Here is a 15307-nt window from a genome sequence, read left to right as displayed (position 1 = left end):
TAAAATCTCACTTGCGCGCGGTGAAGAAGCGGCGGCTGGCGGCAGGAACGAACAGCAACGCCAGGATCACCGCGTCGGGGATCTTTTGCAGGATCAGAACGTGCAGGATTTGGCCGCTGGTTTCCCCCTCCACGGTGAACACCTCGGGGAAGACGCTGCCGATGGTGGCCAACAGCAGGTAAAGCACCACGATGCACTGGCAGGCCACATAGCCCCAGCGCCCCCAATTGCGGCCGCGCATCACCGCAAAGCCGCAGCTGATTTGCAGGCACAGCAGCATCAGGCCGGCCAGAAAGATAAAGGTGGAATCCCACGCCTGCGCGCTGGTGTTGACGAATTCCTGCGCGCCGTCGACGCCCAGCTCGCCCAGCAGCAGCACCACGCTGATACACTTGATCGCCACCATGGCGGTGCCCGCCACCATCACCGGCACCGGCGCATCCGAAGTCGATCCCATTCCCTGCCCGCTTTTCAGCATGTCTGACATATCCGTGTTCCGCTACGACGCGCCACCTATACAGGTGGCGCATGTAAAGTCAGGTAGTTAGTTGCAATACTTATTGATTGCAAAAATAGCAGGTTTGTTACGATTCAGCTACGGGCCGCCCGCTGCAATTCACGCGATCGTTGTTTTTCCGAGCGCGCCATAAACCACCAGGCGATCAGGCCGAGGATGCCTACCACCAGCAGGATCAGACTGGCCAGCGCATTGATTTCCGGATTCACCCCCATGCGCACGCTGGAGAACACCAGCATCGGCAACGTGGTGGCGCCCGGGCCGGAGACGAAACTGGCGATCACCAGATCGTCCAGCGACAGGGTAAACGCCAGCATCCAGCCGGAGATCAGCGCCGGCGCAATCATCGGCAAGGTGATGACGAAGAACACCTTCAGCGGCGGCGCCCCCAGATCCATTGCCGCCTCTTCAATCGAGCGATCCACCTCGCGCAGACGCGAGCTGATGACCACCGCCACATAAGCGGTACAGAAGGTGACATGCGCCAGCCAGATGGTAAACATGCCGCGCTTTGACGGCCAGCCGAAGGCATGCCCCATCGCCACGAACAGCAGCAGCAGCGACAGGCCGGTGATCACGTCCGGCATCACCAGCGGCGCGGTCAGCATAAACGCGAAGCCGGTCGAACCGCGAAAGCGGCCGAATCGCACCATCACCACGGCGGCGATGGCCCCCAGTACCACCGCGGCGGTGGCGGAGGCGGCAGCGATGGTCAGGCTGAGCCCCACCGCGCTGATCATCGCCGAATCGTGGAACAATTCGGTATACCAGCGCGTGGACCAGCCGGCCCACACCGTCACCAGCTTGGAGCTGTTGAAGGAGTAGATCACCAGCATCAGCATCGGCGCATACAGGAAGGTAAAACCGATCGTCAGGATGGCGATGCGCCACGGTGAACGCACTACCGGCAAGTTGTTCATTCCTGCCCCCCTATTTCCTTGTTCTGGTGTTTGTGGAACCACAAAATTGGCACGATCAGCAACAGCAGCATGATGGTGGCGACCGCCGAGGCCACCGGCCAGTCGCGGTTATTGAAGAACTCCTGCCACAGCACGCGGCCGATCATGATGCTGTCCGGCCCACCGAGCAGTTCCGGGATCACGAACTCCCCCACCGCCGGAATGAATACCAGCATCGAACCGGCGATGATGCCGCCCCGCGTCAGCGGCACGATCACGCTGAAGAAGGTTTTCAGCGGCCGCGCCCCCAGATCCAGCGACGCCTCCACCAGCGAGTAATCCAGCCGGATCAGCGCCGTGTAAATCGGCAGCACCATAAACGGCAGATAGGAATAAACGATGCCGATATACACCGCCAGGTTGGTGTGCAGGATCACCAGCGGTTGGTCAATCACCCCTAGCCACATCAGAAAGTTATTCAGCGTGCCGTTGTTTTTCAGGATCCCCATCCAGGCGTAAACGCGGATCAGGAACGAAGTCCAGGAAGGCAGGATCACCAGCAACAGCAGAATGTTGCGGGTCGACGCCTTGCTGTGCGCCACCGCCCAGGCCAGCGGATAGCCGATGATCAGGCAGCACAGCGTCGAGACCGCCGCCACGCGCAGCGACTGCAGGTAGGCATCGATATACAACGGATCGTCGGTCAGCTGCAGATAGTTGGCGAAGTTGAGCGCAATGTTCAGCTTACCGTCCACCCAGCTCATCAGCTCGGTGTAAGGCGGCACCGCCAACGCCAGCTCAGCCAGGCTGATCTTGAACACGATCAGGAACGGCAGCATAAACAGCAGCGTCAGCCATAAATACGGCAATGCGATTACCAGCTTGCGGCCGTGAGCCATCAGCAGGCGATGGAACAAGGCCTTGAGGGTGGCCGGCGTTTTGGCCGGCGGTTCCGGCGTGCGTTCAGAAAGCAGGGACATACGGGTTACTCCTCACCAGCTCCACTACACCGTCAACACGACACAGCTGTCGGTTTCCCAACATAGACGCACTTCATCGCCCCAGGTGGGCATCCCCTTGCGGAAACGATGGCCGTTTTGCAGCTGGGCGCTGATGATCTGCCCGCTGTGCAGCTTCACGTGGTAGATGGACAGATCGCCCAGATAGGAAATGTGCGCCACTTCCCCCACCGCGAAGTTGCAGCCGTCTTCCGGCACTTGTTCGCACAGCAGGATCTTTTCCGGCCGCAGCGCGACCTGGATCGGCACGCCGTCCACCACCGAGGCGTCCGGATCCACCTTGATCGCATGGCGCAGCCCCGGGCTTTGCAGGATCAGCGCATCGTCGTGGCGCTCTTGCAGCACGCAGTCGAAGACGTTGACCGAACCGATAAATTCGGCGCTGAAGCGGCTATTCGGATGCTCGTAGATCTCTTCCGGCTCGCCGATCTGCACGAACTTGCCGCGGTTCATGATGGCGATGCGCCCCGCCATGGTCATCGCCTCCTCCTGATCGTGCGTCACCATCACGCAGGTCACGCCGACGCGCTCGAGAATGTCGGTCACTTCCAGCTGCATGCGATCGCGCAGCTTCTTGTCCAGCGCGCCCATCGGTTCATCCAGCAGCAGCAGCTTCGGCCGCTTGGCCAGGCTGCGCGCCAGCGCCACCCGCTGCCGCTGGCCGCCGGAAAGCTGGTGCGGTTTGCGTTTGGCGTACTCCTGCATGTGCACCAGCGCCAGCATTTCCGCCACCCGTTTGGCGATCTCCGCCCGCGGCATTTTGTCCTGCTTCAGGCCGAACGCGATGTTTTGCTCCACGGTCATGTGCGGAAACAGCGCGTACGACTGAAACATCATGTTGATCGGCCGCTGGTACGGCGGCACATGCGACATATCCTGCCCGTCGAGCACGATCTGCCCTTCCGTCGGCTGTTCAAAGCCGGCCAGCATGCGCAGCAAGGTGGACTTGCCGCAGCCGGACGGGCCAAGCAGCGCAAAGATCTCGCCCTTGTAGATGGTGAGGCTGACGTCTTCGACCGCATTCTGCCCGTCGAAGGTTTTGGTGAGGTTACGGATTTCCAGCAGAGGGGTGAAGACCTTCTGCGACTTGGCTTGAGGACGAGGGATGGCGTCGTTCAATCGGGGTGCTCTCCGGCGTAAAGCGGCACAAAACCACGGCGAGCGCCGTGGCCCAAAACGGCAATGCAGGCGGGGAGCGCCCGCCTGCCGGTTTACCGACGATGGGGGTATCCCCCCCATCATCACTTCCCGCTTTTAACTTTAGTCCATGCGCGGGTAATGACACGGTCCAGCTTCGGCGACTGCACGTTGAGCGTGAACAGCTTGGCGCGCAGATCGGCCGGCGGATAGACATTCGGGTTCTCGCGCACTTCGGCGTTCACCAGCGGCGTGGAATCTTTCACCGCATTGGCGTAATAGACATAGTTGCTGATGCCCGCCATCACGTCAGGTTTCATCAGGAAGTTCAGGAACTGGTACGCGGCGTCTTTGTTCTTGGCGTCCGCCGGCATGGCGAACATGTCAAAGTAGGTCAGCGCCCCCTCTTTCGGGATCGCGTAGGCCACGTTCACGCCGTTCTTCGCCTCTTTGGCGCGGTTGGCCGCCTGCATCACGTCGCCGGACCAGCCGATCGCCACGCAGATATCACCGTTAGCCAGATCGTTGATGTACTGAGAAGAGTGGAAGTAACGAATGTTCGGCCGCAGTTTCAGCAGCAGATCGTTGGCCGCGCCGGTGTAGTCGGCCGCATTAGTGCTGTTGGGATCCTTGCCCAGGTAGTGCAGCACGGTGGCGTAAACCTCGCTCGGCGCATCGAGGAAGGAGACGCCGCAGCTTTTCAGCTTCTCGAGGTTTTCCGGCTTGAGGATCAGATCCCAACTGTCGACAGGCGCGTCTTTGCCCAATGCCGCCTTCACCTTGTCGACGTTATAGCCGATGCCAGTGGTCACCATCAGGTATGGGATGCCGTATTTGTTGTCTTTGTCATTGTGTGCAACCAGCTTCAGCATCTCGGGATCGAGATTCTTGTAGTTGGGCATTTTGCTCTTGTCGAGCGGTTCGAAGATGCCGGCCTGAGACTGGCGCTCGAGGAAGTTGGATGAAGGAACCACCAGATCATAACCGGTGCTGCCCGCCATCAGTTTGCCTTCCAACACTTCGTTGGAGTCAAAGACGTCGTACACCACTTTGATGCCGGTTTCTTTCTGGAAATTAGCCAAAGTGTCCGGCGCGATATAATCGGACCAGTTATACACGTGCAGCGTTTTCTCTTCGGCTGACGCATTGACGGACGCGGCCATCAACAGGCCGGCAACCACACCCGATAACCACTTTTTACGTTGGGTGACCATCCGTAACTTCCTCCAAAACAGGGTGAATCATAGAATTGAACTTGTATCTGCAGCGATACAAAACCTTTCCTGATTGAGCGCAATCGTTGCAACCGCGAACTGAATGGCTATGCATATGATTGCATGCGCCTTTTTCACTGCCCTGCTCGCGTGGTCACAAGGGGAATCGCAAGCCCTTTGCAGAATCAGCAGCATAGCCGCTGCCATCGTAACCCGCCAGCCCCCAGGGTAAAAAACGCCTTTTATCGATTTTTTATGCAGTTTTCTCTATGTGATACGCCATTAACGGCGCAAAAGGCGAGAAAGATCGGGCGGCAAAGGCCAAAGTGCAGAATATTTTATTGCGGAGAGGCGTCACGGCAGCATGCCGCCGGAGCGACGGCATGCTTAAGGTATGGCGAGGATCAGTGCAGCATCGGTTGACGCACGGCGCCAGCGGGGATCTCTTCTTCGTCACCCATAAACAGCAGATCGTTCGCCCGCGCCTCAAGGATCACCATCGAGATCTGCTCTTCGCCCTGCTGCATGAAGTGGGTGAACTGCTCGTAGGTGATGCCGACCGCCACGCTCAGCGACTGGCAGACGATCAGCTTCGGCAGGTTGTCGTCCTGAATATCGACAAACGCCTTGATGGTCAGCGAGCTGGCGTTGATCTGGCTCAGGTCCGCCACCAGCGGGATCAGCGCGGTCGGCTTCACTTCGGCCAGCGCGGAGAACAGAATGACGTTGTCCACCAGATCTATCTTGGCGTCGAACACGCCGTCGAAGTTCTGCATGTGCGGCAGGTGCAGCGCCTGGCAGGAATCGCACTCAAAGAAAGAAATGCCCGACTGATCCAGCCAGCGCCGCAACAGCGCCAAATCGGGGACAATGAGTGAATCCATAATAACCAGCCTCACAATATTCAATACGCGAAAAGGCGCATAGCTTACGGAATATTCACCCGATACGCCACGATCAATGCGGCTTAATTCACTAATTCAGATATTGCACGGCGGGAAATGCGCTCCGCCCACCCCGTTAACCGCCGGACTTCAGGCGGAAGCCCGGCCGGCCGCGCTGCTCAATGTATTCGATCATCATGCCGGCGATGTCCAGCCCGGTGGTGGTTTCCACCCCTTCCAGCCCCGGCGACGCGTTGACCTCCATCACCAGCGGGCCGCGTTCGGCGCGCAGGATATCCACCCCGGCGACGTCCAGCCCCAGCGTGCTCGCCGCTTTCACCGCGATCGCCCGCTCCCTGGCGGTGATGGTCACCTTGCGGGCGGTGCCGCCGCGGTGCAGGTTGGAGCGAAACTCGCCGGGCTTGGCCTGCCGTTCGATGGCGGCCACTACCCGGCCGCCCACCACCAGACAGCGCACGTCGCGCCCCTGCGCCTCGCGCACGTACTCCTGCACCAGGATGTGGGCATTCAGCCCGCGAAAGGCGTCAATCACGCTTTCCGCCGCCTGCCGGGTTTCCGCCAGCACCACGCCGATGCCCTGCGTGCCTTCCACCAGTTTGACCACCAGCGGCGCGCCGCCGACCAGCTCGATCAGATCGCCAGTGTCGTCCGGCGAATGGGCAAAACCGGTGATCGGCAGATCGATGCCCTGCCGCGCCAGCAGCTGCAGCGAACGCAGCTTGTCGCGGGCGCGGGTAATGGCCACGGATTCGTTTAGCGGGTAGCTGCCGAGCAGCTCGAACTGGCGCAGCACCGCCGTGCCGTAAAAGGTGATGGCAGAGCCGATGCGCGGGATCACCGCATCGTAACGTTCCAGCTGACGGCCGCGATAATGAATGGTCGGCGCCGCCGGATTGATGTTCATATAGCAGGAGAGCGGATCGATGATATCGATACTGTGCCCGCGATCTTCCGCCGCTTCACGCAGCCGCTTACATGAATAGAGCGATCCGTCGCGAGAAAGAATGGCAATTTTCACTCGTCACCCCAAAAGCCAACGCCTGCCCGGCAGGCGAGTTAGCGGCCGCGGCGCTCAGGCGCGCGGATCGCGCTCCTGATTATCTTTCGATGCGTCTGCATCTTGCGGTTTGCGGCGATCGTTTTCCGGCGGCAAGCCGCCGCGCATCAGCGGCCCGAAGCCCTGCACCACGCGCCATACCAGAAACGCCGCCGCCGGCACCATCAGCGCCACGCCGAGGAAAATCATGCCGACCGCCGCCTGCTGCGACGCCAGCCAGCCCGGCAGCTGCAGGTGGCCGTGAATACTGAGGTAGGCCAATACCAGCATCACGATACCCAGCCCTTCCAACACCAGCACCGGGCGCGGTAAGTCACCGAATGAACGCATATTTTTCTTCTCCAGAAGGTCTGCCCCCAGTGTAGTGAATTCCCGCCGACGGCGACAGCCCCGGCAGACTAATTGGTTACATGAATCAGATTAACAGGTAATTCCTGCTTTTTTTTCACCGCCTCAACGGGCATAGTAGGCGCCATCTGACGCAGGTAATGACTTTTTCGGTGACGGGATGTCGTTGCAATCGCGAATAATTTATCGAAAATCCAATTAAGGAGCGTTGCATGTTTGCAGTAATCTTCGGGCGTCCTGGCTGTCCTTATTGTGTCCGCGCTAAAGAACTGGCGGAAAAACTGACTGAAGAACGCGACGATTTCAACTTCCGTTACGTTGACATCCACGCGGAAGGCATCACCAAGGCCGATCTGGAAAAAACCGTCGGTAAACCGGTTGAAACCGTGCCGCAGATCTTCCTGGACGAGAAGCACATCGGCGGTTGCACCGATTTCGAAGCTTACGCTAAAGAACACCTGAACCTGTTCCAGTAAGTTTTTGAACGACAAAAAAGGCGCTTAACGCGCCTTTTTTTATTGCCGCTGCCGCCGGTGCAGCTGCTGCAGCGTGTGCAACAGACCGAGGGCGAACAGCATCAGCATCGCGCCGAACACGCACCAAAACACCGCGCTGGTGGCGTAAGCCAATTCCTGCCAAAACGAATAGGACGGCGTCAGCCAGAAGTGGCGGATCAGCAGGCACAGCGGCAATGCATACAGCGCCCCCAGCAACGGACACAGCAGCCGCTTGCGGCTCGACAAATAGCTGGCGATTGCGCCGGGGATCACAAACAGCAGCAGGCCGGTTTCACCGTGGTGCTCATGATCCGTGCTGCCGAACAGGCCGGTTTGCTGGCCGAGAAACACCAGGCTGAACAACAGAAAACAGCTGAGAATGCCCAGCCAATATCGATAACTCGTCATGCGAATTCTCCCCCGCCCAATTACCGCATCAATAGAAATCGGCCCGGTCACCCGTGCGGTGACGCTGAACCGAATTTTTTCCTTGGTCAAAAGAGAGTTAAATGCGCCCGGCGGCGCAGGAAATCAGCTTTCTGTGCTGGCTGTCATCGGTCATAGCGTCTAGAATGAACGCCGCCGAACGATGGTTCGCTTCGCTTTCTGCTGGTGGTGATTTATGACGTCGTTTTAAGGCTGAATTTATCTCTTATAGTTATCTATATCAAGCACTTACTGGTAAACAATAAGTTATCCTCCGTGAACATAAACGTCGCTAGTTTGTTAAACGGTAACTACATTCTGTTACTGTTCGTGGTACTCGCGCTGGGGCTGTGCCTCGGTAAACTCCGTCTGGGCTCCGTCCAACTCGGTAATTCCATTGGCGTTTTAGTGGTTTCCCTGTTGCTCGGCCAGCAACACTTCGCCATTAACACCGAGGCGCTGAATCTCGGCTTCATGCTGTTTATTTTCTGCGTCGGGGTGGAAGCCGGGCCTAACTTTTTCTCGATTTTCTTCCGCGACGGCAAGAATTACCTGATGCTGGCGCTGGTGATGGTCGGTTCGGCAATGGTGATCGCCATCGGCCTCGGCAAGCTATTCCACTGGGACATCGGCCTGACCGCCGGCATGCTGGCCGGCTCGATGACCTCGACGCCGGTGCTGGTGGGCGCCGGCGATACGCTGCGCAACACCATCGTCAACGGCCCGGCGCTGCTGGCGGCGCAGGATCATCTGAGCCTCGGCTATGCCCTCACCTACCTGATCGGCTTGGTCAGCCTGATTTTCGGCGCGCGCTACCTGCCGAAGCTGCAGCACCAGGATCTGTCCACCTCCGCCCAGCAGATCGCCCGCGAACGCGGCCTGGACACCGACAGCCAGCGCAAGGTCTACCTGCCGGTGATCCGCGCCTACCGCGTCGGCCCCGAGCTGGTGGCCTGGGCCGACGGCAAGAACCTGCGCGAACTGGGCATCTACCGCCAGACCGGCTGCTACATTGAACGCATCCGCCGCAACGGCATTCTGGCCAACCCGGACGGTGACGCGGTGCTGCAGGTGGGCGACGAGATCTCGCTGGTCGGTTATCCGGACGCCCACGCGCGGCTGGATCCGAGCTTCCGCAACGGTAAGGAAGTGTTCGACCGCGATCTGCTCGACATGCGCATCGTGACCGAAGAGATCGTAGTGAAGAACAGCAACGCGGTGAACAAACGCCTGAGCCAGCTGAAGCTGACCGACCACGGTTGCTTCCTCAACCGCGTGATCCGCAGCCAGATCGAAATGCCAATCGACGACAGCATCGTGCTCAACAAGGGCGACGTGCTGCAGGTGAGCGGCGACGCGCGCCGGGTGAAAAGTGTGGCGGAGAAGATTGGCTTTATCTCGATCCACAGCCAGGTGACCGATCTGCTGGCGTTCTGCGCCTTCTTCATCATCGGCCTGCTGATCGGCCAGATCACCATTCAGTTCAGCAACTTCTCGTTCGGCATCGGCAACGCCGCCGGCCTGTTGATGTCCGGCATCATGCTCGGCTTCCTGCGCGCCAACCACCCGACCTTCGGTTATATTCCGCAGGGCGCGCTGAACATGGTGAAAGAATTCGGCCTGATGGTGTTTATGGCGGGCGTGGGCCTGAGCGCCGGCGCCGGCATCGGCCACAGCCTGGGCGCGGTCGGCGGCCAGATGCTGATCGCCGGGCTTATCGTCAGCCTGGTGCCGGTGATTATCTGCTTCCTGTTCGGCGCCTACGTGCTGCGCATGAACCGCGCCCTGCTGTTCGGCGCCATCATGGGCGCCCGCACCTGCGCGCCGGCGATGGAGATCATCAGCGACACCGCGCGCAGCAACATCCCGGCGCTGGGCTATGCCGGCACCTACGCCATCGCTAACGTGCTGTTAACGCTGGCGGGTTCTCTCATCGTGGTGCTATGGCCGGGCATACTCGGCTGATCGATTAGCGGGAGAGATGGATCGGCGATAAAAATATTTTGATTTTTTTGTCGCCGGCCAGAACTTTCGTTGGGGGCCGCAGTCTGAATTAGTGCCACTGCTTTTCTTTGATGTCCCCATTTTGTGGAGCCCGATAATCCCGCCTTTTAGGTTCAAGATTATCGGGTTTTTTGTTGCCTGCACGCCGCCGCCCGCGGGACCACCATCAGATGGCAGCAACACCTCAACTGACGACGTACAGCGCGTCCGCGCCTTCCTGAAACATCGTTTCTCTTAACGTTTAGTGTCGGGCGGTCGGCTATCAAACAATGCATTTCCCAAGGTTTGATTGCAGAAAGAGTGAGAACGGAGTGGCTGTATTAATTAGCAATTGGGTCTGAACCCAACAACGGCCTTATCAATATCTTAATATCAAAAAAAGCAAGACATCTAAGGTGCCTTGCTTTTCTTTTTACATTAACAAGCGCCAAAAAGAACGACAGAGAACAGAACGGAACCGTTCAGATAAATAGTGGCCTTCAACCCCGTAGGAATAAAGGAACCACAGGTCTCTGCGCACACTTTAAGCTGCCCACCAATGGGAATTGGAATAGGCGAAGAAACGCAAAAGTCACCGTAGATAGGAATGGTAAAACAAATTTGGTTGTTTGCTGGGTTATAACTGGCCCCAACGCAAACCGAAAGTTTAAGCGCCAATACCCCCTGCTGCTTAAGGTCTACAGGTACCGGCGCCGGTGTTTTTTGCGAAAATCCAACCGCAGTAAAATCAGCAACATGTTCATTTTGAGCATGCGGATCTTGTTCATTGCATTTACAATCAGCCATTGGAATATCCTCGTAAGTTTTTTTAGATATTAATTAGCGAACAATGTAATTGCCGTGGAGCTAATTACATTGATGAATCTAGCAGCACAATAATTAATTTCCATCCCTTTGCCATTAAATAAAATCAATAAAACAACAATAAAATGATTAATAAGAATATTTTTATTTATGTAACCGAAACGGTTTGTTATTAGCCAAATAATTGCAATTCACAACAATATAATCAGAGATAAAGGGGGATAAAAATGAGGATATTGCGAGTGAGAATTAAAAAAATGCCCTTAAACCAAGGATATTAACCTTGTTAGCTTGAGTCACTTTCTATTTTCCCTCTGTAGGTTGAAAAAATTTGGCTAAGCACTCGGCTTTCCTGACTGAAAATAAAAAACCGCCTGAAGAGCCGCATATAATTGCAAAATGCTCTTCAAACGGCTTTGTACAAGATCATGTATTCACAGCGCTAATCGCGGATTACTTTGATTCAGCCTGGCTTACGGTATCTTCGGCTTTCCAGATGCGGTATTTCACTTCCGCGTCTTTCGGCGCATACACCACGATCGGCAGGCGGCTGTTGTAACGCTGCATCGCGGCGTCGCCCAGGTTGGCGGCGATGAATTGCTTGGTCTTGGTGTTGTCCGGGCAGGCCATCATGGTCGAGGCCGGTTCAGACAGCTTCTCCAGCACCAGGTAGTCGTAACCCCAGCCGGACAGGGTTTTGGTCTCCAGCGTGCCGCCGATCATATGGCGGTTGCAGTCCACTTCCAGCGTCTTGCCGATCAGCAGCTCTACCTTGTAGTTCTCTTCGTGTTCTTGCTTCGGCAGGTAGATCACCTGGCGATTCATGCCCTTCTCGGCTTTCGGGTAAGGCGCGACTTTTTCCAGCGGCTGTTTGCTCATGTCTGCGTCATCGCCAGAGGTCGCCGCCATAGCGCCGGCGGAAACGGCCATCAGCAGGCCGGAAAATACAACGGATGCCTTGTTCATGTTTTATCCCTACACTTTTTGTCAAATAATCCGCTTATAAACTAATACACTACCGCCACGCTCGCCACAAGTTTAATCTTCTTTACAATAGGAGATAAATAGTGACAATCGCCTAATACCACCCATTAACCGGAGCAATACCCCAAAAAACCGCCGGTTAATACGAGAAAAACACGCGCTGACCGGCGCCCAAGCGGGTGCATCAGATAGGGTTCTCTTGCCGCAGGACTAAGGTTTTCTTAAGACAGAATTATTACAGTGGCGCTATTCAATCCTGTCACCGAGCCTGCGCGTGAATCCAGAATCGTCATTAAATCAATCCTCAACGGCACAGCAAATTAAGACAACCGCCCTTTACTCCCTGCCGACATCCTTTTACCGTTGGCAAGTTTTTGGCCTGCTGATCAGCGGGTTGGTATTCCTGTGGCTCTCCCGCAACGAACAGCTGGACTGGGCGATCAGCAATTATTGGTACGATGCCGCCAGCGGGCATTTCCCGTGGCAAAACAATTATTGGCTGGATCTGATCAATCACCGTCTGTTGAAGCAGATAGTGATCGTGGGAGCGGTGCTCACGCTGTTTTGGGGCATCTATCGCCGCAGCGCGCGCCTGATTGTCAGCATGCTGCTTCTCGGCATCGGCCCGCTGGTGGTGGGCATTCTCAAGGCCACCAGCGCGCACTCCTGTCCGTGGGATCTGATCGAGTACGGCGGCAAGGCGATGTCCTTCCCTTTATTCGGCGCGGTACCGGCGCTGCCGGGCCCCGGTCGCTGTTTCCCCGGCGGGCACGCCTCGAGCGGTTTCGCGGTCATGGCGTTGTTTTTCCTGTTTTATCCGCAGCGCCCGCGCCTGGCCTGGTGCTGCTGGTGTGGCGGCATTGCGCTCGGCATGTTGATGGGCTTTGGTCAGATCATGCGCGGCGCACATTTTCTTACCCATAACCTGTGGGCGGGTTGGTGGGTTTGGTTAAGCCAGTTGGCTATTTATTGGATGATTAGCGGCTATTGGCGCCGCAAGATGAGGTAACGGTTATGGAGCAGTTAAACCATGTTCTTTTCGCCTGGATCAATGCGACCCCGGCATCTCCCGAATGGATGATCGATTTCGCCACCTTTTTGGCGCGCGATCTTATCATTATCGTGCCGCTGCTGATCGTCGGCCTGTGGCTGTGGGGGCCGCGAAGCCAGCTGGTTTCACAGCGCGAAGTGGTGGCGAAAACCACGATCGCGCTGCTGTTCGCCATGCTTGCCGCCTCCGCTATCGGCGCGCTGCTGCCGCATGAGCGTCCGTTCGTCGCCGGCGTGGGTTATACCTTCCTGGCGCACGCGCCGGACAGCTCGTTCCCCAGCGATCACGGCACCGCCATCTTTACCTTTGCACTGGCGTTCCTGTTCTGGCACCGGGTCTGGTCCGGCGCGCTGCTGATGATTGTCGCCGTCGGCATCGCCTGGTCACGCGTTTACCTCGGCGTGCACTGGCCGCTGGATATGGTCGGCGGTTTCCTGCTCGGCCTGGTCGGCTGCCTGTTCGCTCAGCTGGTATGGAATCTGTTCGGTGATGTCCTCGCCGACAAGCTGTCGCGTCTGTATCGCTTCCTGTTTGCCTTCGCCATTCGCCGCGGCTGGGTGAAAGAATAACCGCATAACATGACAGGGGCGTTACCGCCCCTGCTTTCACACCACGCCGGTGGTCACGCAAAACGCCCGCGTTTTTCCCGCTCCCAGCATCACCCCCTCACCCTCTGGCGCATTCGGGCGGCAGTTTGCCGGCTGGATAAAAGCAAGCAGCCGCCTGTTGCCCTGGACAGCGATGCGCCGCAGGCCATAGTTGAATTGCCCGGTGGCAAAACGCGTCACATAGCGCCGGCCTTGCGGCGCCAGCATAAAGAACTCGGCCTGATCCACGTAGCGCGTCAGATCGTCGGAGCACAGCAGTTCCTGCCCGATCGTATCCCCTGACAAAGCCGGCGTCGGCAGGTTCTGGCGGAATACCGCGTCGGGAATGCAATCATAGTTGAGGCGGCAAACATAGCGCAGCGGCTGCGGCCGCTCGCCCAGGTTGGTAATCTTCATCTCTATGGCGAACTGCGCGCTCTGGGCCGCCAGACGCAGCGCCGGGCCGATGCGCCAACGCTCGCCCAACCGCTCGCCTTCACCGTGCAACGTCAGCTCATCGCCCGCCAGCTGCAGCCACACGCGTTGCATCTGGATCGGCGCGCCGTCGTGACCCGGCCAGGCGGGACAGAACGCGGCGTCGTCAGCGCGCTTTCTTCCGGCGCCCCGCGTGCTGCGGCGGCCCGATTTCAGCGAATGACCGTCAAACTCAGCGTCCCAGATCGCGAGGCCCTGATACGGTAAAACCCTCAGCGCGCCACGGCAATTCGCCAGCGTCAGCATCAGCCCGCGTTCTGCGCAGCGATGCGCGCTCACCGCGAAATCCGCGTTGCGGAACAGTTCCTGCCGATGCGTCCCGAAAGCTTCAGGAGCCAGATCGATGTTGATCTCCATCTTTTTTCCCCTCGACGTTTCGCCCGTGCAGGCCGCGAGCAGCCACTGAAAATGTTATTAAAATAACAAATAATCCTCCCCTAAGTTATACAGATAACAGTGAAGTAACTATGATCTCGTCGACATTTTTCAAATCCCGCTAGGTTTATCGATGTTGAAATGTTATTATTTTCACATTACCTATCCATGCTATTTTCTCAACTTCACTAAGGAACCGCGATGACCACCGAAAGCATCGATTACGCCAGCTATGTTGACCACACCCTGCTGGCCATGGACGCCACCGAAATGCAGATCGCCAAACTGTGCGAAGAAGCGCAGCAGCACAACTTCTATGCGGTATGTGTCAACTCCGGCTATGTGCCGCTGGCGGCCCAGCTGCTGCAGGAAAGCACCGTGAAAGTCTGCTCGGTGATCGGTTTCCCGCTGGGCGCCGGCCTGACCGTCGCCAAAGCCTTTGAAGCCAAAGCGGCGATCGCCGCCGGCGCGCAAGAGATCGACATGGTGATCAACGTCGGCTGGTTGAAAAGCGGCCTGCTGGACGAAGTGAAAGCCGACATCGCCGCCGTGCGCGAGGTTTGCGCGGCGATCCCGTTGAAGGTAATATTGGAAACCTGCCTGCTCAGCGATGCGCAGATCGTCCAGGTTTGTGAAATGTGTCGCGAACTCGATGTCGCCTTCGTGAAAACCTCCACCGGCTTCAGCACCGGCGGCGCTCGGGAAGAGCACGTCAAACTGATGCGCGAGACCGTGGGCAGCGAAATGGGCGTGAAAGCTTCCGGCGCCGTGCGCGATCGCGCCACCGCCGAGAAGATGATTAAAGCCGGCGCCACACGTATCGGCACCAGCTCCGGCGTCGCCATCGTCTCCGGCGCCCAGCCGGCGGCGGGCAGCTACTGATCGTCGGCTTGCCCTGACGGGCATGGCCATACACTCCGATGCGGGACAATACGGGCGGTTGATGCGGCCCGATATTGCCCCGCATCGTTGTGTTTAGCGTCGGAAA

The 15307-nt window shown here is 57.8% G+C and carries 17 protein-coding genes; 5 read left to right on the top strand and 12 right to left on the bottom strand.

Annotated features, from left to right (window positions below):
• Positions 1-7: 7 nt before the first annotated feature.
• The 8 genes from IT763_RS07720 to IT763_RS07685 all read right to left on the bottom strand — a co-directional run bounded on the left by IT763_RS07720 (position 8) and on the right by IT763_RS07685 (position 7078).
• Positions 8-487 (bottom strand): YbjO family protein, encoded by a 480-nt coding sequence (locus IT763_RS07720; RefSeq protein ID WP_028127974.1) that lies wholly within the window; start codon positions 485-487, stop codon positions 8-10.
• A 104-nt stretch (positions 488-591) separates the two neighbouring features.
• Positions 592-1437, bottom strand: coding sequence for a putrescine ABC transporter permease PotI (potI, locus tag IT763_RS07715; RefSeq protein ID WP_206195309.1), 846 nt, complete (start codon positions 1435-1437; stop codon positions 592-594).
• Positions 1434-2396, bottom strand: coding sequence for a putrescine ABC transporter permease PotH (potH, locus tag IT763_RS07710; protein ID WP_016928361.1), 963 nt, complete (start codon positions 2394-2396; stop codon positions 1434-1436). The genes potI and potH overlap by 4 nt, the downstream gene beginning before the upstream one ends.
• A gap of 24 nt (positions 2397-2420) precedes the next feature.
• On the bottom strand, positions 2421-3554 hold the full coding sequence (potG, locus tag IT763_RS07705) for a putrescine ABC transporter ATP-binding subunit PotG (RefSeq protein WP_206195308.1): 1134 nt from the start codon (positions 3552-3554) through the stop codon (positions 2421-2423).
• 122 nt (positions 3555-3676) lie between these two features.
• Positions 3677-4786 carry a spermidine/putrescine ABC transporter substrate-binding protein PotF gene (gene potF / locus IT763_RS07700; RefSeq protein ID WP_015377292.1) on the bottom strand — a complete coding sequence of 370 codons (1110 nt, stop codon included), beginning with the start codon at positions 4784-4786 and terminating at the stop codon, positions 3677-3679.
• 404 nt (positions 4787-5190) lie between these two features.
• Positions 5191-5670: a YbjN domain-containing protein gene (locus IT763_RS07695; protein ID WP_107227697.1), complete on the bottom strand. Its 480-nt coding sequence runs from the start codon at positions 5668-5670 to the stop codon at positions 5191-5193.
• A 136-nt stretch (positions 5671-5806) separates the two neighbouring features.
• Positions 5807-6709: a 30S ribosomal protein S6--L-glutamate ligase gene (gene rimK / locus IT763_RS07690; RefSeq protein WP_016928363.1), complete on the bottom strand. Its 903-nt coding sequence runs from the start codon at positions 6707-6709 to the stop codon at positions 5807-5809.
• Between the two features lie 54 nt (positions 6710-6763).
• The gene (locus IT763_RS07685; protein ID WP_151254360.1) at positions 6764-7078 is read right to left on the bottom strand and encodes a YbjC family protein; all 315 of its coding nucleotides are present in this window, start codon (positions 7076-7078) and stop codon (positions 6764-6766) included.
• Positions 7079-7308: 230 nt separating this feature from the next.
• On the opposite strand from IT763_RS07685, the gene IT763_RS07680 reads away from it, so the two are divergent.
• Positions 7309-7572: a GrxA family glutaredoxin gene (locus IT763_RS07680; RefSeq protein ID WP_004938676.1), complete on the top strand. Its 264-nt coding sequence runs from the start codon at positions 7309-7311 to the stop codon at positions 7570-7572.
• Positions 7573-7611: 39 nt separating this feature from the next.
• On the opposite strand, the gene IT763_RS07675 is transcribed toward IT763_RS07680, so the two are convergent.
• The gene (locus IT763_RS07675) at positions 7612-8001 is read right to left on the bottom strand and encodes an inner membrane protein YbjM (protein WP_004938679.1); all 390 of its coding nucleotides are present in this window, start codon (positions 7999-8001) and stop codon (positions 7612-7614) included.
• Between the two features lie 294 nt (positions 8002-8295).
• Here IT763_RS07675 and IT763_RS07670 point away from each other — a divergent pair, with 294 nt between their 5' ends.
• Positions 8296-9984: an aspartate:alanine antiporter gene (locus IT763_RS07670; RefSeq protein ID WP_004938680.1), complete on the top strand. Its 1689-nt coding sequence runs from the start codon at positions 8296-8298 to the stop codon at positions 9982-9984.
• Between the two features lie 456 nt (positions 9985-10440).
• Here IT763_RS07670 and IT763_RS07665 read toward each other — a convergent pair whose 3' ends face one another.
• Together IT763_RS07665 and eco are read right to left on the bottom strand one after the other, a co-directional pair.
• On the bottom strand, positions 10441-10809 hold the full coding sequence (locus IT763_RS07665; RefSeq protein WP_071796762.1) for a hypothetical protein: 369 nt from the start codon (positions 10807-10809) through the stop codon (positions 10441-10443).
• A 471-nt stretch (positions 10810-11280) separates the two neighbouring features.
• Entirely contained in the window at positions 11281-11793 is a 513-nt protein-coding gene (gene eco, locus IT763_RS07660; protein WP_016928367.1) for a serine protease inhibitor ecotin, read from the bottom strand.
• 292 nt (positions 11794-12085) lie between these two features.
• On the opposite strand from eco, the gene IT763_RS07655 reads away from it, so the two are divergent.
• Together IT763_RS07655 and ybjG are read left to right on the top strand one after the other, a co-directional pair.
• Positions 12086-12820 (top strand): phosphatase PAP2 family protein, encoded by a 735-nt coding sequence (locus IT763_RS07655; RefSeq protein WP_033634209.1) that lies wholly within the window; start codon positions 12086-12088, stop codon positions 12818-12820.
• A gap of 5 nt (positions 12821-12825) precedes the next feature.
• Positions 12826-13431, top strand: a complete 606-nt coding sequence (gene ybjG, locus IT763_RS07650) for an undecaprenyl-diphosphate phosphatase (RefSeq protein ID WP_028127970.1) — start codon at positions 12826-12828, stop codon at positions 13429-13431.
• Between the two features lie 36 nt (positions 13432-13467).
• Here ybjG and IT763_RS07645 read toward each other — a convergent pair whose 3' ends face one another.
• Positions 13468-14301, bottom strand: a complete 834-nt coding sequence (locus IT763_RS07645) for a hypothetical protein (protein ID WP_049299039.1) — start codon at positions 14299-14301, stop codon at positions 13468-13470.
• Positions 14302-14520: 219 nt separating this feature from the next.
• Here IT763_RS07645 and deoC point away from each other — a divergent pair, with 219 nt between their 5' ends.
• Positions 14521-15201 carry a deoxyribose-phosphate aldolase gene (gene deoC, locus IT763_RS07640; RefSeq protein WP_016928371.1) on the top strand — a complete coding sequence of 227 codons (681 nt, stop codon included), beginning with the start codon at positions 14521-14523 and terminating at the stop codon, positions 15199-15201.
• Positions 15202-15307: the final 106 nt, after the last annotated feature.

This window comes from Serratia sp. CMO1, from assembly GCF_015689115.1.
GTDB classification, from domain to species: domain Bacteria; phylum Pseudomonadota; class Gammaproteobacteria; order Enterobacterales; family Enterobacteriaceae; genus Serratia; species Serratia marcescens.
The sequence above is the reverse complement of the archived record's forward strand: the minus strand, read 5'-3'. Positions and strand labels throughout refer to the sequence as shown.